Source organism: Pauljensenia sp. 20925_1_27, from assembly GCF_041432835.1.
GTDB lineage: Bacteria > Actinomycetota > Actinomycetes > Actinomycetales > Actinomycetaceae > Pauljensenia.
Genome location: NZ_JAPWAH010000004.1, coordinates 21,631 through 41,400, shown reverse-complemented (window position 1 = coordinate 41,400; position 19,770 = coordinate 21,631). Strand labels below are relative to the sequence as shown.

Genomic DNA, 19,770 nt, shown 5'->3' with positions numbered 1-19,770 from the left:
ACGAGGAAGTGCAGAGGAGAACCGCATGTCACACACTCCCACGATTGACGACTTCACGCCCGACAGGGTGCGCGAGCTCGTCGAGAAGACCCCTGCTTCCGGCCAGAAGCGCTCCCTGGGCGCAATTGCTGCCATCGCGACGCTGGGCTCCCTCCTCTTCGGCTATGACACCGGCGTCGTCGCTGGTGCCCTGCCATACATGTACATGCCCGGAGGAGCCGGTGGCCTGCACATGACCACCTTCGAAGAAGGCTGGGTCGGCGGCCTACTGTGCATTGGTGCCGCCGCCGGCGCGTTCTTCGGCGGACGCCTCTCCGACCGCTTTGGTCGCCGCCATAACATCACGTTGCTCGCCATCATCTTCCTGTTCGGCGCCATCGGCTGTGCGATTGCCCCGAACATCTGGGTCCTCTACCTGGCGCGTATCGTCCTCGGGTTCGCGGTTGGTGGCGCTTCCGCGACGGTTCCCGTTTTCCTCAGTGAGACTGCGCCCAAACGGCTGCGTGGTTTCTTTGTCGCGACGGATCAGATGATGATCGTCTTCGGCCAATTCCTGGCCTTCTCGATGAACGCTGTCATCGCTCGTGTGCAGGGCGGCCCTACCGTAACCCTGACCGGTGATGCCGTGGATGCTTCGGGGAATGTGCTTGGCCATGCTGGCACGTCCGTCGCGTGGGAGGCCGTCCAGACCGCTGTCAACATCGCTGATGTTACCGGCGCGGGTAATGGTCTGACCTGGCGCTACATGCTCATCCTGTGCTCGCTGCCCGCCATTGCCTTGTGGATTGGTATTCGTACGGTGCCTGAGTCCTCGCGCTGGTATGCCGCCAACCTACGCATCGTCGAGGCCATCGGTTCCCTCAAGCGCGTGCGCGATGAGAAAAAAGACGATGTTGCCAGTGAAATCAACGAGATGCTTGATGTCCAGCGCGCCGAGTCCGCTCAGGAAAAGTGGTCGCTGTCGCGGATCCTCAAAGTGAAGTGGGCCCGCAAACTTCTCTACATCGGCATCATCCTCGGTATCGCCGACCAGCTGACCGGCATCAACACGGCGATGTACTACACGCCGAAGATCCTCAACGCCGCGGGCATTCCGATGGAAGACGCCATCACCCTGAACGTCGTCTCCGGGGGCATTTCCGCAATCGGTTCCGCCGTCGGCCTGTGGCTCGTCGCCCGCTTCGCCCGTCGGCACGTGGGCATGTATCAGGAGCTTGGCATTACCATTTCCCTGGCTGCGCTGTCTGCCGTGTTTGCCTTCTTCATCAGCCCCTACTTGGGCGCTGACGGCAACATCTCGGGTGCCCCGACCTTTGCGCCCTGGCTGGTTCTTGGCATCGTCTGTATCTTCGTGTTCATCAAGCAGTCTGGAACGGTGTCCTGGGTTCTCGTCTCCGAGATCTACCCGGCCGCTGTTCGTGGTACTGCCCTCGGCATTGCGGTGGGTACTCTGTGGCTTGCCAACGCGCTCGTCGCCGTTATTTTCCCACCGCTCATGGCGACCGTCGGTGGCGCGGGCACGTACGCGATCTTCGCGGTCATCAACTTCTTCTCCTTCCTCTTCTACTGGAAGGTCGTTCCCGAGACGAAGTTCCACTCGCTGGAGGAACTGGAACTGAAGTTCCAGAAGGACTACTCCTGAGAAGGAATTATTCGCGTCCGAGTGCCCGGTCGGGCGGCTAGGCTGTTCCACTGGGTCCCGCACACGGTGTCAGCATCCGCTGAGAGCAACGCGTTAATCACGTGCTGGAGCAGGGAACGCATCAAATCCGGGGACGCCTGGGATAACGCCTGGCCAAGCAGGCCAGCTGGGGTGATAATATGAGGAGCGGTCATCGTTGTGCCTCCAAATCGTTTCGAGTCAGAAGTAGAGAGCTTTCTCGAAGGATCACACGGTGACCGCACCCATATCAAACGGGCCGACCACCACACGGTTACAACACTATGCGGGACACTACTGCCGGGGTTTCGTGTGGGGAGAGTTTTGTCCCGGGTGGGTCCATCGGGGCCGCCTGCTGGGAGAGTTTTGTACCGGTTCGGCCCGCCGGAGTTTCGTGTGGGGAGAGTTTTGTCCCGCAAGTGGTCCTGTGTGCGGTACAAAGTTCTCCCTGCTCGGCTTGCCTCTGCCGTAGGCGTGAAAAAGTTCTCCCTGCAAGCGAGAAATGGCTTGGTATCGCCGTTTTGTGGTGTGTTGGGAGAGTTTTGTCCCGGGTGGGTCCATCGGGGCCGCCTGCTGGGAGAGTTTTATACCGGTTTGGCCCGCCGGGGTTTCGTGTGGGGAGAGTTTTGTCCCGGTTGTGCATTTGACGTGCGGAGCAGGGGGAGTTTTGTCCCGCTCATCGGGTGAGACTGCCCGATCGGAGGGGGGTGCGAGGCCTGCAGGGCCTGGCCGGGCTTCGAGGCGACGCGCCGAGCGAAGCTCGCGGCGTGGACGGCGAGCGGGCGGGCAGGCCTCGCGCCGCACGGAGATCTGGCGGGGTGCGCGATCGTGCTCCCGTGACCGGCTATTGCGCGGGCCCGTACTCCTGTCCTCTCACCCGCAGCTTGTACTACTCTAGAGGGCAGTTCGTAAGCCATCGGATGAACGATGAAAGAGGCTCCATGACCCAGCTTGAGGCGCGCCAGGTGAAGGCGGTTGAACTGGACATTCTCACAGAACTGGACCGCGTGTGCCGCGAGCACCAGCTGTCCTATGCGCTCGCGTATGGCACTCTCATTGGGGCGATGCGCCACAGCGGGTTCATCCCCTGGGATGACGACATTGATGTCTATATGCCCCGCGATGACTACGAGAAGCTCTACGACCTGTGGAAGCAGGGGGCTCTCGGGGAGCACTACAGCCTCGTCAGTTATCGTGATCGAACCTCGATTAACTCTTACTGCAAGCTCGTTGATACCCGAACCCGGGCGGTTGAGTCTTTCCTCGACGAATCTGCCGGAAACCTCGGGCTGTGGGTGGATATTTTCCCACTTGAGCGCGTCGACATTACTGACCCTGCCGTGCATCGTGCCGCGCGCAGGGGGCACCGACTTGTGTGGTGGAAGTACATCGCGGCGTCAAACCCGCGCTACGCAACCTCCACGTTGCGCCGCATCATCAAGTACATGCTCTATCCGATTACTCGCTTCGCAGACCTGTACGCCATCTCTCGTCGGCAGGATGAGCTTGCCCGCGCGTGCCACCGTTCGTCTGTTGAGAATCTGGACAACGAGCGCTACGTCCTGCTCCTCGACGACATTATGAGCCACAATATCATCCGGCCTGAGGAGCTTTTCCCGACGCGTACTGCCAGCTTCGAGGGGCGCGAGTTTGCGATTCCTGCGCAGGCCGAGAAGCTGCTTGAGGACTACTACGGTGATTGGCGCGCGGTCCCGCCCGAGGACCAGCGTCCGCCCGCCCACATGCGATCTGTCGAGTGGGTGGCGGACACTCCCTTCGGTGAATGACGCGAGGAAGCTAGCCCGCTGGGCGGGCCGCTACTTGGTCGTGGAGCGGGCAACCAGCTCCGGGTGCATGCGTCGGAATTGAATGCCGAGCAGGTGGGCGCAGGCGCGCACTCCCAGCAGACGGCACGCCCACTGCGCGATACGCGCTTCGCGGGTGTGCGACTGCGAGATGAGGGGTAGGAAGAACTGGCTGATGAATGCCTTGCGGCGGCGCGCCTGCTGCCCGTGCTTCTTCTCGTCAAGCAGTCCCAGGGCCGAGGCCTGGCCCACCCACACCATCATCGGACGTGCGAGGAATGCCATGAGTGCGCTGCGGCGTCCTTCGGGCAGTGAACGAGCGGCAGACAGATTCGAGCGCAGTACGTGCTCTAGGTCGTCGACAGTCGAGACGGCTAGCGAGTGTGACGTCTGCGCGTAGGGGTGGCCCATTCTGTACACGTAGAAACGCTGGTCGAGCCAGGCCACGGAATCGATGTGCGCGATGATTTGGGCGCTCACGTCCGTGTCTTCGTTGCGCATGCCTGACGGGAATACGATGCCGTGCGTGGTCAAGAAGTCGCGGCGGATCACCTTCGTCCACACGGCACTCGTCGTCAGCTCGTTGTCGATGATGGTTCGGATTGCCTCGTCCGTGCTCAGCGAATCGATCATGGAGGCGATCGACGTGGGTTCGGCCTCCGTGATCTCGGTGCCCTCCGGGTTGGCGCGCGCACTCATGTGCCACAGCAGGTCGACGGGGCGCCTCGTCAGTGCCTCGTGAACGAGCGTGAGTGCCTCGGGGATGCGCCACCAGTCGTCGTTGTCCATGAACGTGATGTACTCGCCCTGGGCCGCCTTGAGGGCTGTGTTGCGGGCCGCGCTGGTTCCGGCGTTCTCCTGATGGATGACACGGAAACGGGGGTCACGCTCAGCGTAGGAATCGCACAGGGCGGGTGAGCCGTCCGTTGAACCGTCGTCGACGAGAATCACTTCCCAGTCCGCAAAGTCCTGCGCCTCGATGGATCCCAGGGCGTGGGGCAGGAATTCCTGTGCGTTGTAGACGGGGATGATGACGCTAATAAATGGCATGACTGCTCCTCGGGAAACAGGGGTGGACGTCAGAGGTGGTCGGGGGAGTGTGGCGCGCGGCCATCCAGTAGTGACTCGGCGATGCTCGCGTACTCGCGGGCCCGTACCGGCCACGTCCACGCGTCGATGAGGCTGGGATCCCCCAGTTCAGGTGGATTGTTCAAGAAGTCACGCAGGGTTGAGACAAGCGACTCGAGTGTGCGTTCGGCGGTGATGACCACGGGGTTCCCCTGGTCTGCGAGGACCTGCGCGCCGGGCACTGTGAACGTGACGACGCGCCCTCGTTCGGCCAGCGCCTCCAGCAGGGTCGTCTGGAATCCCTCCGACAGGACCGTTGGATTCACGAGGGTCGCTCCCGTCAAGCGGGTACGGACCTCGTCTGCGCTCACTCGACCGGGTGCTGACACGACACCGTCGAGGCCCTTGGCGGCAATCATCTCTCGAGCGGCGTCGAGATCAGCGCCTGCGCCCAACAGCTCGCCTGTCACCTCCTGCCCCTGCGCGCGCAGCTGTGCCACGGCCTCGATGAACGTGTCCCATCCCTTCCCGGGCACCATGCGGCCCACGAAAACCAGGTGACGGTGGCGGTCCTTGATCGGTTCCACGTGCGGCTGCGGGGGAGTGATCGCGTTATAGAACACGTCCGCATGAACGCCGCCGAGCCGCGACGCGAAGGCTGCGGCCTGCTCAGACACGCCCAGCACGCGATCCGCGTGACGCAGCACGTAACGGCCCATCGTCACATCGACTCCGCGCGATGCGGGGGCGATGATCGGCGAGGAGGATGCGACAAAACCGGAACCGTGCTCCGTGTGAATGACCGGGATTCCCGCTTGGTGTGCAGCGCGTACCCCCACGAAACTCATCGGGAAAAATCGAGTGTGCACACTGACGACGTCGATACGGTGCTCGCGGAGGAAGCGTGCGATCGCGCGGGTCGCACCCAGGGCCGGGAAACTGATGATGTCGGCGATCGGGAAGTGACGTCGATCGGTACGAATATCGACGCCCTCCTCCTGTCGATGCCCCGGCTTATCAGAGATAGTCAATACGTAGACTTCGTGTCCTAGCTGTGCCAGGGACACCGACAGGTGGTAGATGTGCGACTCCAAACCACCCAAACGCGGAGGGTAGCTGTTGACGATGAAAGCGATGCGCATTCACTGCTCCTGACCGGTCGTAGGTTCCGAGCGAGGATCCTCCTCATCGCGGGAAGCGAGAAGATCCGGCACCCCGCCCTGATCGGGGTCGAAACGACCAAACTCAAGCGTTTCCGGTAGGTGCGTGCGACGATCAGCGGGATCCGGGATACGCATGTAATCGCCGTAACCGCGAGTGAGCAGGGCGTCGACATCATGGGGGATCGAGGCCTCAATCGCTTCAAAGGGAACGCGGCGCGTGGGGAGGAACTCATCGCGGTGCACGATCCAATTCCACGGGTCACGCATCGTGAAATCGGCATAGGTGCCCGTTGCTTCGCCTTCGGCGCTGCGCGCCGCCTTCTCCCACCGCGCGTACAGCCCGCGTGGCGACATCTGCGCGGTGCGTAGTGCGAGGTTGACACTCCGCGTCACCGCATGAATGAGCGAACGTTTCCAGGCCACCATGCCGGGCAAACCGGGAGTCGGAATGCCCGACAGGAACAACAGACGGCCCCACCACCAGGTCTTACGACACATAGAGCGGAAACGCTTCGCATCCTCAGGCACCGTATCGAGTGGGAAAATATCGAGGAAGATCGGCGGCGTGTAGTCCGGGTTCACCTCGCCCTGCGAGCGGAAAACCGTTCCCGTCAAGCCCAGCTTGGAGAACAGAAGGTGGTATCGGGGAACGCTCCTCTGGTTGTCGATGCGGAAACCTTCAGACAGATGTGCGGGAGCCTCGCGCAGGAAGCGCTCGTAGTCCGGTCGGAGCATGAAGACATCAATGTCGTCATCCCACGGGATAAAACCACCGTGGCGAACAGCTCCGATGGCGCTACCGCCGTACAGTGCGTAGTCCACGCCGATCTGGCCGCACACCCGGTCGAACTCCGACAGGATGTAGGTCAGCAGCATGTGGACCTTGCGTAGGTCGCTGGGGGGCGTCGTCATAAGTCCTCCGAATACGGAAAGCGGGTGGGCGCACGTGCGCCCACCCGCCATTGTCTCACGCCTTGTTGCCGGTGATGGTACCCGCGCGCTTGGGAAGCAGGTCACCCCAGTTGGAGGTGGCCGCCAGGACCGTGCCCACCAGGATCACGACGCAGCAGATGACCTGCGTGAGCGTCGGGATCGTGTGCGGGGGGAACGCCAGGGCGAAGATGATCGCCCACGCCGAGTAGGAGATGTTCAGGGCCATGCCGCGCGAGGCACCGATCGCCGACAGCGCCTTGTAGTAGAAGAGGTACGAGGCCGTGCCTGCCAGGCCGGCCAGGGCCACCACGCCCGCGGACAGGTGAGCCAGCGAGTGGAGCGTGAAGCCGAAGACGCCCGCGATGGGGGCCACCACGAAGAGGTAGACCAGCGCCGAGGTCGTCTCGCGGATCTGGAGGGCCACCTCGTTATCCACGGCCTCGTCGCGCATTCCCCACGTGAGGATCACGGCCTCGGACCCCCAGCCGATCACGCATGCCAGCGCGCCGGCGACACCCAGGATCGCGTTGCCGCCCTCGATCGGTTCCGAGGTCGCCGACCAGCCAGTCGCGACGATTGCGCCGAGCGCGACCAGGAGGGCCACGATCTGGCGAGGCGCCATCCGCTCCTTCAGGAGGATAAAGGCCAGCAGGGTGCCCAGTGCCGGGTAGAACGTCGAAATAATCGCGGTGAGGCCGGGGCCGATGTTGTCGATCGCGATCAGGTAGCCGCTCATGCCGATCGGACCGCCCAGGAGCGCCGCCGCGATGACCGACTTGCCGGGGCGCGTGCGCAGCGCCGCCCAGGTGTCCTTCAGACGGCCTCGGAGAGCCATGTAGATCACCAGGATGAGGGCGCATGCGACGTCGTGCAGGACCGCGCCGGCGAGCGCCGACTGGTCGAAGCCGTCAAACGGAATCATGGCTAGCGCTATCGCCAGCACGACCGTGTCCAGGCCCCACAGGGCACCCGAGAAGAAGCCGTAGCGCTTGCCTCCGTGCTGAGTTTTCATGCCAGTTCACCTTCCGTAGAGATCTGAGTGCTCGAGGCTGCCTCGTAGGCTGCGAGCAGGGAATCGAGCGTGCGTGTCGCGTGCGAGTAGTAGATGTAGAGCCATTCGCCCACATCGTCCCCCTCAGCCTCCTTGACCAGCGCCCACAGGTACCAGCACCAGCCGGCGAACACCTCGTAGGCGAAGAAGTGGCGCGCCTCGCGCTCGGAGGGGGCGTGGCCCAGGTAGTACTCCAGGGCGGCGGCCGCGCGCTCGCGGGTCATTTCCGCCGTGCACACGGTCATCGTGCCGAAGTCGGCGGCCATGTCCGACATGCCCGCGTACTCCCAGTCGATGAGGCTGATGTTGCCGTCCTTGTCCACCAGGAAGTTCGGCGGGAAGAAGTCGTTGTGCGAGGGGACGACCTCGAAGCCGTCCGCGTCAGCGAAGGCCTTCAGGCGCAGGACCTTGTCGCGCAGTTCGAAGTATCCGGGCACGTCGATCGGGCCGAAGGTCTTGAGGAGGCCCTCGTAGCGCAGGCCCTCGGTGACGAAGTCGAAGCAACGATCCAGCACGCGACCGGAGGTGTGCAGCGCGCGGTCCATCTCCATGGCCGCCTTGAGCTCCTCGGGGCGGGTGACGTCCAGGTTGCGAACGTCGCGCACGAAGCGCGAGATCTTCCAGCCGGCCGCGGGGTCGCCCGTGAGGAAGGTGTCGTCGATGCCGAGCTCGGCGGCCAGGCGCAGGCCGGCGAACTCCGCGCTGCGGTCCACGATCTTTTCCGTGCCGATGCCGGGGTGGCGGTAGACGTATTCGTCGTCGCCCACCGTGAAGTGGCACGACAGGTTCGTGATGCCCTGCTTGAGCGGGTAGAAGTCGCGGATGTCCGACTTCTGACAGCCCAGGGTGGCCACGATGTGGTCGAAGACCTCTGAGTCCACGTTCTCCATGAACAGGGGATCGAAGCTGCGTAGCTCGTCCACGGAATCGAACTCGTGGATGACGCCGTCCGGGTAGCGGCGGATCACCATGTCGAAGGACTTGATGTGGTCCAGGTAGATGGACTCCCACAGCTTCGACACGGTCTCGGGCAGGTGGTAGACCTGTTCGAGAATCTCGCGGAATGTCGCGGAGAAGTTGCGGTCGAAGTAGACGTGGCCGAGCATGACCCACGCGTTGGCGCCGCCCACGGTCGCTCCCGTGATGCGGTCGGCCGGACCCGTCTTGATGCACCATTCGTCGGTGGGGCCCTCGACGTAGTTCGCCGAGTAGTAGGACTTGTAGACGTAGGGCTCGAAGGGGTTCGTGGTGAAGTAGTCGTCCGAGGAGCACACGTAGGTGTTGTCGAGGCGGTCCTTGACGAGCCAGAGGGATCCGTTGTTGTTGCGGGTGGCGTATTCGCGGTTGACGACGATGTCGACACCGTACTTGTCCGCCAGGTAGAAGAAGTATTCCTTCTTGTAGCCCACGACCAGCGTGATGTTCGTGATGCCGGCTTCGTGGAGCTGGCGGATCTGGCGCTCGACGAGGATCTCGTCGCGCACCTTGAGCGTGCCCTTGGGACGTTCGTAGCTGATGGGGGCGAAGCGGGAGGACAGGCCAGCGGCCATGATGACGGCGCCCGTGACGCGGTAGGGTTCGAGGGCCTCGCGGCCCGCGTCGGTGATTGCGCGCTCGTCGATGTAGCCGGCGGCCTCGCATTCGCGGGTGGCGGTGTTGACGCGCCCGAGGCTCATGCCGGTGGCCTCCGACAGTGCCCGCTGGGTGAGGGGAGCGTCTGTCTTGGCCAGTGCGGTCAGGATGTTGAATTGGGGCTCGCTGAGCGTGCCGACGTTGGTTGTGGGCATGCCGCCACCTTTCGTTCACAAGGTTGTTTGAGTGCTACATGTTCGAGCATAGCATTTTTCAACGGATATGTGAACATTTGGCTGTGGGGTGCCTCATGACGAGGCTTGGGTGCCCTCCGGGGAACGTTGCCACAGGTGAAGTGCCAGACCGATCGCGATCGCGCCGGCGAGAGCGCCGATAACCCACACGGCCATAGGGCCGATTGGAGCTGTGGGCCACCACCATTCGAACCCCGCGCTCAGGTTTCGCGTCGCCAGGTCGATGGGGTAGCCGTGCTGCGTGCGCCCGAACGCGTAGCGCTCGATGACGAGGTAGAGGGCGCGGGCGTTGGTGATCGCCCACAGCGCCGCCATGAGGCCCGTGCCCACGCGGCCAGCGATGCTGGAGGGCAGGCGGAACGACTCGCTGCCCACGCGCCGCCCCTCATCGTTCGCGCGTGCGGGGGAGGGAGCCAGGAGCATGAGCAGGAATACCGCGAAGAGCGGCAGCATGTAGCGGGGCTGATAGACCTCAACATTGGAGAAACGGCCCTGCACGCCGATCACGACAGGTACGCCGACGATCGCACCAAGGACCACGAGCGCGGAGAGCGCCCGACGCCACGTGAGAGACACCAACGCCCAGCAGATGATCACGCCAACAATGGTCAGTGCCGCGCCAGTCACTGTGCCTGCGTAAGAGACGTCGTTCCACCCCGGCCCCATTCGGTAGCCGGCGAAACCGGCCAAGTAGTTCGGGATCGCCTCCAGATTCTTCATGAGAATCACGCGGCGACCGGGAGTTGCGCCACTCGGTTCGACCGATGCCAGATTTGAGGACGCATTCGTATGTAACATGACCAATATGCCCACAGCAGAGGCCACACAGGCCACCACGGCTTCGGGAATAATCCGCTTATTCGGCCGTACTGCGAACGCGAGTGCGACTGTGTCGACAAAGATGTAGAAAGCGCTGTCGCCCCGAGACGTGCATGCCAGAATCGCGCCCACGACTGCGCAGATAATCAGCCCGATGCGGCGTGCTCCCACCGAGCGGGTCGCTGCGAACAGCCCTGCCGCAAAGGCGAACGTTCCCGTCAATGCCCATGAGGAGGGGTTTATTCCTGCCACAAAGCAGAAACCCATCGGTAACCAGGCCACGACGAGGGCGATGCCGATCGCTCGGCGAAGACCAGAGTCTGCGAGCGCGATAATGGTGCCCAACAGAGTGATCGCAAGCAGCGCGTTAAAAATGCGCAGTGACAAGACCGCACGATTTGTTGAATGCTGGACGAAGAGGTGAGCGAACTGGTAGTATCCCCACGGATAATTGCCGTCGTCCCATCGCAGCGTAGGTGCGGTGAGATCATCTGAGGCCGCAAACGTGCATCGAGCGGAATTATTATGCTCAAAGGCGTAGCAGGTGACGTTTTCTTTGGCCAACGTTTGGGGGACAACGACGGCCTTCTTCCCGTCTTTCGTGGTGATCTGGCAGCCGCTGTCCTCGATCGGGGGAGGGCACCACATGGCACCGACGTGGAAGTCTTCGTCTGGGGAGGAACCCACAGGGGCAGAGACCACCCATGCCAGTGACGCAGTGATCACTGCGACGATGAGGATGGCAACAGTGCCGATAAGACGTGGCTGCGGGCGGGTCGGCACCCCGTGCGTAGGCGTAGCCGGAGAATCTTGGGTGTCGGACATGCGTGGCGTCTCTTCCTTGTATAGTTCGCTCAGGAACGGGCTGCGGCGCGGAAGGCCTCAATGTGGACGGATGCGGCGCGGGCCCACGTGAACTCGTCGGCGCGCGGGATTGCCGCAGCACCCAGCGCCGCGCGGCGAGCCGGGTCGTCCAGCAGCTCCGTGAGGGCCGAGGCGATGGAGTCCGGGTCGATATCGCAGTAGGCGACGGCGTCGCCACCGACCTCGGGCAGGGAGGTCAGGCGAGTCGTCAGCGTCGCGGCACCGCAGCTCATGGCCTCCAGGACCGGCAGGCCGAAACCCTCCGCGATCGACGGGTAGGCCAGGATGACGCATCCCGAGAGGAAACCGGGCAGATCCTCCAGGGGCAGGTAGCCGGGGCGCAGGACCGTCAGGTGCGTCGGGACCGAGGCCAGGGCCGGGTCGATGTCCTCGTCCCAACCCTTGCCGCCAGCAAGGACGAGGGCGGGGGGATTCGGACGGTCGGAGACGGCCTTGACCCAGCCGCGCACCAGGTTCGGGACGTTCTTGCGCGGTTCCAGCGTGCCCAGGAAGCCGATGTAGTCGCGGCCCTCCAGGCCCAGCGAGGCCTTGACGCGCTCGCGCTCGGCGTCGGAGACCGGGTGGAAGATCGAGCGATCCACGCCGTGGTAGGCGACGTAGAACTGTGAGGGATCCCCGCCCGCGTACTTGATCGTCTCATCGCGCGTGGCCAGTGAGGGAACGACGAGGGCGTCCGCGCGGCGAATCGCGCGGCGAATTGCGGCCGTGAAGAAACGCTGTTTGAGGGGCGAATGCGCCTGTGGGTGTGAGAAGAAGGTCGCGTCGTGCAGCGTGATGACGACGGGGACGCCCGGGAACTGCGGGCAGGTGTAGTGGGGGGAGTGCAGGACGTCGGGGCGCACCTTGCGGATCAGCTTGGGCAGGCCCGTCTGCTCCCACGCCATGCGTGCCGGGCGCGGCTCGAAACGCGTAGAGATCGGGATGATGCGCGCCGAGGGAAGGCGAGTTGCGAAGTGCTCCGCGTCGCGCTCCTGGACGGCCATCGTCAGGTCCACGCCCTGGTCGACCAGTTCGGGAACCAGGTCGTCGACATAGCGACCGACGCCGCCCAGGTCTGCGGGGATCGCGGTCCCGTCCAGCAGGACTCGGATCGGCTGCGAGTGAGAAACGAAGTGGGCCACGATCATCCCCATTGGGTCGGGAGCAACAACTGGTCCCTTTATCGTATTCCATTTTGGGCTCACTCATACTTTTGTTCCCGTCCCCGCGCGCCCGTGAACTACCCTGGACGCATGAGCGTCAACGTTGGAATGGTCGTCGAACAAATGTGGCAGCCGGTGCCCGGAGGCTCCGGCCGGTACATCGTCGAAGTCGCCTCCCGTCTCGCTGGCTGCAGCGTGCGCGCCCTGGGTATCGCGGCGCGCCACGGCGCGAGCGAAGCGACGCCGCAACAGGTGGGGCTGACCATTCCCGTCCTCAACTCGTCGCTACCTCGGCGCGCCCTCTACGCCGCGTGGGACAGACTGGGCGTCCCCAGCGTGGACCGGATGCTCGGAGTTGGATCGGGCGGGGGAGCTGACGTCGTGCATGCGACGACCTGGGCGATCCCGCCGACCTCGCGCCCCCTGGCCGTCACCGTCCACGATGTCGCCTTCCTGCGCGACCCCGACCATTTCACGGCCCACGGTTCGGCCTACTTCCACCGCGCGCTCGAGATCACGAGGAAGCGCGCCGACGCGATCATTGTCCCCTCGCAGGCCACCGCCGACGACTGTGTCCAGGCAGGCCTGGACGCCTCGCGCATCACCGTCATCCCGCACGGGCTGAGCCACACGCCCGTCACGAAGGCGCAGGTCGAGGAGTTCCGCTCCCGCCACGGCCTGGCCCGCCCCTACATCCTGTGGGTCGGCACGCGCGAGCCGCGCAAGAACCTGCCCACCCTCCTGGCGGCCTACGAGCAGCTGGGCGGCACCGACCTCGACCTCGTCCTGGTCGGACCTGCCGGGTGGGGGTCTGACCCCACGGACGCACCCCTGCCCCCCGAGCGAGTCCACGTCCTCGGGCGGCTCGACGACGCCGACCTGGCCTGCGCCTACGCGGGCGCCCGCGTCTTTACCTTCCCGTCGATCTGGGAGGGCTTCGGCCTGCCCGTCCTCGAGGCCATGGCGCACGGGACCCCCGTCGTGACCAGCGCGGACACGTGCATGGCGGAGATTACGCGAGAAGATGCGGGAATCCTCGTGCCGGCCACCGACGCCTCGGCCCTCGCCGAGGCCCTCGAAGCGGCCTCGGGGGGCGAGCACGACCGCCTCGCCGCCGCCGGTATCGAGCGCGCCCGCGACTACACGTGGGAGGCCTCCGCCGCCGCGCACGCAGCTATCTACGCGGACCTGGCGGGCGAGCGATGAGGGCGCGCAGCGCGAGGGTTATCCTCGTCAACTGGAAGAACGCGCCGCTCACCCTGCGCGCCGCCCACTCGATCGCCCCGCAGATGGGGGAGGGGGACCACCTCGTCATCGTCGACAATGGATCCGACGACGACTCCCTGACCGTCCTGCGCGAAGGGCTCGAGGAGCTGCGCGCCGGGGCCGATCCCGCGCGTGTATCCCTCGTCAACGCCGGGACCAACGATGGCTTCGGTGCCGGCGTCATGGCCGGGGCAGCCGGACTGGAGGAAGGCACCGTCGTCCTGCTCAACAACGACGCGACCGTGCGCGACGGGTTCCTCGACGCGCTCCTGGCCCCCCTGGGTGAGGCCGTGGGCGCCACGACCGCGCTCATTCTCCTGACCGGTACCTGGCGTCCCTCCACCCCCTCCGACACGGAGTTCCTCGTCGCCCGCGACGGCAGCCGCTGGACGCGCGTCACCGACGCGCAGGGCGGCGGGCAGGTCCTCATCAACTCCACCGGCAACGAGGTCGACAATGCGGGCAACGGGTATGACCGCTCCTGGCTGGACCCCGCCGATTCCCCGCTGCCCGCCCCCGAGGTCTTCGGCCTATGCGGCGGCGCGTGCGCGATCGACGCCGACGCGTGGCGCGCTGTCGGGGGAGTGCGCACCGACCTGTTCATGTACTACGAGGACACGGACCTGTCCTACAAGCTGCGCGAGGCCGGCTACGAGGTGCGCTTCGTCGCCGGAGCCGTCGTCGACCACGAGCACGCCGCCTCCTCCGGCACGTCTTCGCCCATGTTCCTGAGGGTCAACGCCCGCAACCGCATCATCGTCGCCGCCCAGCACGCCCCCTGGGGCGTCGTCGCGCGCGCCATCGCTCGCTCCATCGCGCGCGCCGTGCGCTCGGGCGGCCGCGGTCCCGTCGCCCGCGGAGTCCTCCAAGGCCTCCTCGCCCTGCCTCGCGCGCTGCGTCACCGCACCGCCGCGCATCCACAGCGATAGGGGAGTCGGCCTCGTCGACGAGGCCCGGGCGGGCAGGTGCGTCACGGCACACAACGCGGGGCGGAGCTGCGCAGCGCCGCGGCCTTGATAGACTGACTCACATGGTGAAGACTGTCCTCGTTACCGGAGCCGGCGGCTACATCGGCCGCCACATTGTTCACGCCCTGCTGGAGCGCGGCCTTGACGTCAGCGTCGTCGACTTCCGCCTCGACGGTGTCGACGAGCGCGCGCGCCGCATCGATACCCAGATTTTCAGCGGAGACGCTGACATCTACGACCAGCTCGGACGCCCGGACGTGGTCCTGCACCTCGCGTGGCGCGACGGCTTTGTGCACAACTCGCCGGCCCACATTGAGGATCTGCCCGCCCATTACCACTTCATTGAGAATCTCCTCAAGGGTGGCTGCACCCACGTGGCCGTCATGGGTTCCATGCACGAGGTCGGCTACTGGGAGGGCGCTATCGACGAGAACTCCCCGTGCAACCCCGCATCGCTGTACGGAATCTCGAAGAACGCGCTGCGACAGATCACGACGCTGCTGACCGCCCAGCACGGTGCGACCATGCAGTGGCTGCGCGGCTACTACATCGTCGGCGACGACGCGCACGGCTCCTCGATCTTCTCCAAGCTCCTGGCGGCTACCCAGGAAGGCAAGAAGACCTTCCCCTTCACCACGGGCAAGAACCTCTACGACTTCATCTCCATCCAGGAACTGGCCTACCAGATCGCCGCCGCTGTCTCCCAGGACGAGATCGATGGCATCATCAACATCTGCAGCGGCGAGCCCATGAGCCTCGCCGACCGCGTCGAGGCCTACATCCGCGACAACGACCTGGACATCACACTCGAGTACGGGGCGTTCCCGGATCGTCCCTACGACTCGCCCGGCGTGTGGGGCGACGCCACGAAGATCCGACAGATCCTGGCGGCCGTCGACGGTTCAAAGGAGTGACGTCGTGAAGCGCGCCGGTATCTTCCTGTTCTTCGATCCGCAGGGCCTCGTCGACGACTACATCGTGGAGTGCCTGACCTCGCTGCGCGAGTACCTCGACGAGATCCTCGTCGTCTCCAACTCTCCTCTGGACGACACCGCGCGTGAGCGCCTCCTGAAGGGTGCCACCGAGGTCTTCGAGCGGGAAAATACCGGCTTCGACGTGGGCGGATACCGCGACGGCATCGCGCGCTTCGGCTGGGATCGCCTCGGTCAGATCGACGAGCTGATCCTCTTTAACTACACCTTCTTCGCGCCCATCAACCCGTGGAAGAACCTCTTCGACCGCGTGGAGGCCGCCGGGGCGGTCGACTTCTGGGGCATCACCGAACATGACGAGGTACGCCCCCACCCCTTCCTGGCCGCCACCCGTATGCCGCGGCACATCCAGTCCCACTGGATTGCCGTGCGCAACCCGCTGCTCAGCTCCCCGGACTTCCGTAAGTACTGGGACGAGATGCCCCCGATTCGCTCCTACAACGACTCCATCCAGTGGCACGAGTCGCGCTTCACGGAGTACTTCGGGGACCTCGGCTACACGCACGTCGTGGCCTACCCGCGTGAGGACTACCCCTCGCGTAACCCCGTCTTCGATAACGCCTCTCTGCTGCTCGCGGACGGCTGCCCGATCCTCAAGCGTCGTAACCTCTTCCACGACCCGCTCTACCTGGACCGCCACGCCATCATCGGCGCGGACATGCTGGAGCTGGCTGAGCGGGCGGGCTACGACACGGACCTGATCCTGACAAACCTCGCGCGCACCTCGCGTCCGCGCGACCTCGTGACGAACGCGGGCCTGACGACCGTCGTCCCGCCGCGCGCCGACCAGGCCACCCTGGATGCGGCCGCCTCCCTCAAGGTCCTCGCCGTCGCCCACATCTTCTACGCCGACATGGCCGACGAGATCCTCGACCGCCTGAGCGTCCTGCCCGCCGGATACCACCTGGTGGCCACAACCTCGAACGAGGAGAACAAGGCGCTCATCGAGGCGCGCGCCCAGGAACGAGGCGTGGACGCCGACGTGCGCGTCGTGTCCTCCAACCGCGGCCGCGACATCGGCGCGTTCCTCGTGGATTGTGGCGATGTGCTCACCTCGGGCGAGTACGACGTCGTCGTGAAGATCCACTCGAAGAAGTCCGTCCAGGACGACTACAACGCGGCCCAGCTCTTCAAGGAGCACCTCTACGACAACCTACTGGCCTCCTCCGATCACGTGGCCGGCATCCTCGCCGACTTCGCCGCCCACCCGGGCCTGGGCATGGCCATTGCACCCATGCCGCACATGGGGTACCCGACGATGGGCCACGCGTGGTTCGCGAACCGCCAGCCCGCCCGCGAGTTCGCCAAGAAGGTCGGCATCACCGTCCCCTTCGACGACGACCAGCCGCTGGCGCCCTACGGCTCCATGTTCATCGCGCGCCCCGAGGCCCTGTCTCTGCTGACCGGCACCGGCCTCGTCCCCGAGGACTTCCCCGAAGAGGGCGGCTACAAGGACGGATCCCTGGCCCACGTCATCGAACGCCTCCTGGCCTACGCGGTCCTGTCGCGCGGCTACTACGTGCGCCCCGTCATGACCCCGAAGTGGGCGGGCGTGTACTACGGCTACCTCGAGTACAAGCTGGCCGCGACCTCGTCGATGATGCCCGCTTTTGCGATCGACCAGGTTCCCTTCCTCAAGGCGCGCATGGGAACGGTCCCGAACCTGCTGGGTGCCGTCAAGACCAACATCATGGTGCGTACCCCCGGCCTGGGCAATGCCCTCAAGCCGGCGTACCGAGCGGCCCGAGGGTTCGCCCACAAGATCCGATCTATGAAGGGTGAGCGATGAGCCTGGCCTCCACGATCCGGGACGCATCCTCGCATACGGGGCGCTATCTTGTGCTGACGCCGGATTTGACCGAGTAAAATAATTTTTCTGACCAGCACAGAAAGGATGGAAGAACCGGTGTCTGAGACGAAACGGGTCGTTGACCTGACGATGCGCATGGCGCAGCGCTCGATCTCCTCGGAGTTCAAGGGCACCGCGCTCGGCCGCCTGTGGTCCTTCATCAACCCGGTCGCCACGATCGCCGTGTACGCGCTGATCTTCGGCGTCGTCTTCCGCGGCGAGGCCGACAAGGGCGTGAACTCGGGGCTGTCGTCCTTCGCGCTGTGGATCGGCGTGGGCGTCATCGCCTGGAACTTCATGTCGAGCGGCATTCAGCGCGGCATGGACTCCCTCGTGGGCAACTCGGGCCTGCTGACGAAGGTCTACTTCCCCCGCCAGGTCCTCATCTACTCCTCGGTCCTGGCCCTGGCTTACGATTTCGCGTTCGAGCTGGCCGTCATCATCGTCATCATGTGCATCGCCGGCGGCCCCGGCGTGCTGCTCATGATCCCAGCGGTCATCGTGATCACGGCGCTCGCGATGCTCTTCGTCATCGGCATGGGCCTCATCCTGTCGATCGCGTCGGTGTACTTCCGCGATATCTCGCACCTGTGGCAGATCTTCAACCAGATCTGGATGTACGCCTCCGGCGTTGTTTTCTCCCTGTCGATGCTCAACAAGGTTCAGACCGACCTGGCAGCCAAGGGGTGGACCTGGGGCGGCGAGCCCCTCCCGATCGTCACGATCTTCCGTCTGAACCCCGCCGAGCTCTTCCTTGAGGCCTACCGCTCGACGCTGTACGGCTTCGCGATGCCGTCCTGGCAGGTGTGGCTCGGCTGCGCCGCCTGGGCCTTCGGGATCTTCGGCCTCGGCTCGCTGATCTTCCGCCGCTTCTCGGCACGAATCGTGGAGGAACTCTGATGACGAACGCGATTTCGGTGGAGGGCGTCTCCAAGCGCTTCCGCATCTACAAGAACCGCAACCAGTCCCTCAAGGGCGCGTTCCTGCAGCGTTCACGCGCCCAGTTCGAGGAGTTCTGGGCCCTCGACGACGTCTCCTTCGACATCCCGCAGGGCAAGACCTTCGGCCTGCTCGGCCATAACGGCTCGGGCAAGTCGACGCTGCTGAAATGCATCGCGAAGATCCTCACCCCGGACAAGGGGACGATCTCCTCGACGGGGCGCATGGCCGCCATGCTCGAGGTCGGCTCCGGCTTCCACCCCGAGCTCTCGGGCCGCGAGAACATCTACCTCAACGGCGCGATCCTGGGCATGAGCAAGAAGGAGATCGACTCCAAGCTGGACGCGATCATCGACTTCTCCGGCGTCGAGCGCTTCATCGACCAGCCCGTCAAGAACTACTCCTCGGGCATGTACGTGCGCCTGGGATTCTCCGTGTCCATCCACGTCGAGCCGGACATTCTCCTCGTCGACGAGGTCCTGGCCGTGGGCGACATGGAATTCCAGAACAAGTGCATGGATAAGTTCGCCCAGCTCAAGGACCAGGGGCGTACGGTCGTCGTCGTGTCCCACGGCCTCGAGCAGATGCGTACGTTCTGCGACCAGGCCGCCTGGCTGGACCACGGCACGCTCGTCGACGTGGGCGCGGCAGCCGAGGTCATCGACACCTACTCCGACGTCGCTCACCACGCCGTCGAGGTCGAGGGCGGCGGGACGCGTTTTGGCAGCGGCGAGGCCATGATCGAGCGCATCGACCTGCTGAGCGCCTCCGGGGAGTCCACGTCCCTCGTGTACCCGGGTGATCCCGTGCGTCTGCGCCTGCACTACCGTGCGAAGGAGCGCATTGAATCCCCGGTCTTCGGTGCCTCCATCGACACTCGCGAGGGCGTCTTTGTGTGGGGCCTGCACGGCATGGATGCCTGCTACGTGCCGACCTCGATTGAACCGGGCACGGGCCACCTGGACATCGAGATCCCGCGCCTGACCTTCAACCCGGGCGCCTACACGATTTCGGCGGCCATCCAGAACCACGACATGACAGGCGTCATCGACGCCCTCCAGAAGGCGCGCCGCTTCGACGTGCTGCCCGGCCCCGGCATGGAGTCCGGCGGACTGGTCAACCTGGGTGCCTCCTTCACGGGCCTGACGCCTGCGCGCCCCATGCGCGACGTGCCCAAGCGCGGTGCCGCCGACTACGAGCACCTCGCGCGCATGCAGGCCCAGCAGGCCGACGCGCTCGAGAATGAGGACTGACCGACGCACTGACGTCGATGGAGGACCGGGCTCAGCGGTGTGATACCGCTGAGCCCGGCCTTTTACCTGCCTCGAGGGCCCAAATGCCGCGCGCGCTGTGACGATCGTTCTACACTTATAGGAGAACTGTTTCCAGCGACAAGGTACAGCC

General features: G+C 64.8%; 15 protein-coding genes and 1 pseudogene. 8 read left to right on the top strand and 8 right to left on the bottom strand.

Annotated features, from left to right (window positions below; translation table 11 throughout):
• Positions 1 to 25 precede the first annotated feature (25 nt).
• Complete coding sequence (locus O3684_RS03955) at positions 26 to 1,642, top strand: MFS transporter (protein ID WP_500065199.1); 1,617 nt, start codon at positions 26 to 28, stop codon at positions 1,640 to 1,642.
• A gap of 11 nt (positions 1,643 to 1,653) precedes the next feature.
• On the opposite strand, the pseudogene O3684_RS03950 reads toward O3684_RS03955, so the two are convergent.
• A pseudogene (locus O3684_RS03950) lies at positions 1,654 to 1,836 on the bottom strand (IS256 family transposase); the annotation flags it as partial.
• A 765-nt stretch (positions 1,837 to 2,601) separates the two neighbouring features.
• Between O3684_RS03950 and O3684_RS03945 the strand changes: the two are divergent.
• Complete coding sequence (locus O3684_RS03945) at positions 2,602 to 3,447, top strand: LicD family protein (RefSeq protein WP_500065197.1); 846 nt, start codon at positions 2,602 to 2,604, stop codon at positions 3,445 to 3,447.
• A 30-nt stretch (positions 3,448 to 3,477) separates the two neighbouring features.
• Here O3684_RS03945 and O3684_RS03940 read toward each other — a convergent pair whose 3' ends face one another.
• The 7 genes from O3684_RS03940 to O3684_RS03910 all read right to left on the bottom strand — a co-directional run bounded on the left by O3684_RS03940 (position 3,478) and on the right by O3684_RS03910 (position 12,343).
• On the bottom strand, positions 3,478 to 4,515 hold the full coding sequence (locus O3684_RS03940) for a glycosyltransferase family 2 protein (RefSeq protein ID WP_500063516.1): 1,038 nt from the start codon (positions 4,513 to 4,515) through the stop codon (positions 3,478 to 3,480).
• A 29-nt stretch (positions 4,516 to 4,544) separates the two neighbouring features.
• Complete coding sequence (locus O3684_RS03935; RefSeq protein ID WP_500065196.1) at positions 4,545 to 5,675, bottom strand: glycosyltransferase family 4 protein; 1,131 nt, start codon at positions 5,673 to 5,675, stop codon at positions 4,545 to 4,547.
• The gene (locus tag O3684_RS03930; protein ID WP_500065195.1) at positions 5,676 to 6,608 is read right to left on the bottom strand and encodes a LicD family protein; all 933 of its coding nucleotides are present in this window, start codon (positions 6,606 to 6,608) and stop codon (positions 5,676 to 5,678) included. It lies immediately after the preceding gene.
• Positions 6,609 to 6,663: 55 nt separating this feature from the next.
• A complete protein-coding gene (locus O3684_RS03925; RefSeq protein ID WP_500065193.1) occupies positions 6,664 to 7,641 on the bottom strand; it encodes a DMT family transporter in 978 nt (325 codons plus the stop codon).
• A complete protein-coding gene (locus tag O3684_RS03920) occupies positions 7,638 to 9,467 on the bottom strand; it encodes a phosphotransferase (RefSeq protein WP_500065192.1) in 1,830 nt (609 codons plus the stop codon). Before O3684_RS03920 ends, O3684_RS03925 begins: the two co-directional genes overlap by 4 nt.
• 93 nt (positions 9,468 to 9,560) lie before the next feature.
• Positions 9,561 to 11,150, bottom strand: a complete 1,590-nt coding sequence (locus tag O3684_RS03915; RefSeq protein WP_500065191.1) for a DUF2142 domain-containing protein — start codon at positions 11,148 to 11,150, stop codon at positions 9,561 to 9,563.
• A gap of 29 nt (positions 11,151 to 11,179) precedes the next feature.
• A complete protein-coding gene (locus O3684_RS03910) occupies positions 11,180 to 12,343 on the bottom strand; it encodes a glycosyltransferase family 4 protein (protein ID WP_500065190.1) in 1,164 nt (387 codons plus the stop codon).
• 99 nt (positions 12,344 to 12,442) lie between these two features.
• Here O3684_RS03910 and O3684_RS03905 point away from each other — a divergent pair, with 99 nt between their 5' ends.
• The 6 genes from O3684_RS03905 (at position 12,443) to O3684_RS03880 (ending at position 19,619) form a co-directional block, all read left to right on the top strand.
• A complete protein-coding gene (locus tag O3684_RS03905; RefSeq protein ID WP_500065189.1) occupies positions 12,443 to 13,558 on the top strand; it encodes a glycosyltransferase family 4 protein in 1,116 nt (371 codons plus the stop codon).
• Positions 13,555 to 14,547, top strand: coding sequence for a glycosyltransferase family 2 protein (locus O3684_RS03900; RefSeq protein ID WP_500065188.1), 993 nt, complete (start codon positions 13,555 to 13,557; stop codon positions 14,545 to 14,547). Before O3684_RS03905 ends, O3684_RS03900 begins: the two co-directional genes overlap by 4 nt.
• A 101-nt stretch (positions 14,548 to 14,648) precedes the next feature.
• The gene (locus O3684_RS03895) at positions 14,649 to 15,500 is read left to right on the top strand and encodes an NAD-dependent epimerase/dehydratase family protein (RefSeq protein ID WP_500065187.1); all 852 of its coding nucleotides are present in this window, start codon (positions 14,649 to 14,651) and stop codon (positions 15,498 to 15,500) included.
• Positions 15,501 to 15,504: 4 nt separating this feature from the next.
• Positions 15,505 to 17,367: a rhamnan synthesis F family protein gene (locus O3684_RS03890; protein ID WP_500065186.1), complete on the top strand. Its 1,863-nt coding sequence runs from the start codon at positions 15,505 to 15,507 to the stop codon at positions 17,365 to 17,367.
• Between the two features lie 117 nt (positions 17,368 to 17,484).
• Positions 17,485 to 18,327 (top strand): ABC transporter permease, encoded by an 843-nt coding sequence (locus tag O3684_RS03885; protein WP_016461399.1) that lies wholly within the window; start codon positions 17,485 to 17,487, stop codon positions 18,325 to 18,327.
• Entirely contained in the window at positions 18,327 to 19,619 is a 1,293-nt protein-coding gene (locus tag O3684_RS03880) for an ABC transporter ATP-binding protein (protein WP_500065185.1), read from the top strand. Before O3684_RS03885 ends, O3684_RS03880 begins: the two co-directional genes overlap by 1 nt.
• Positions 19,620 to 19,770: the final 151 nt, after the last annotated feature.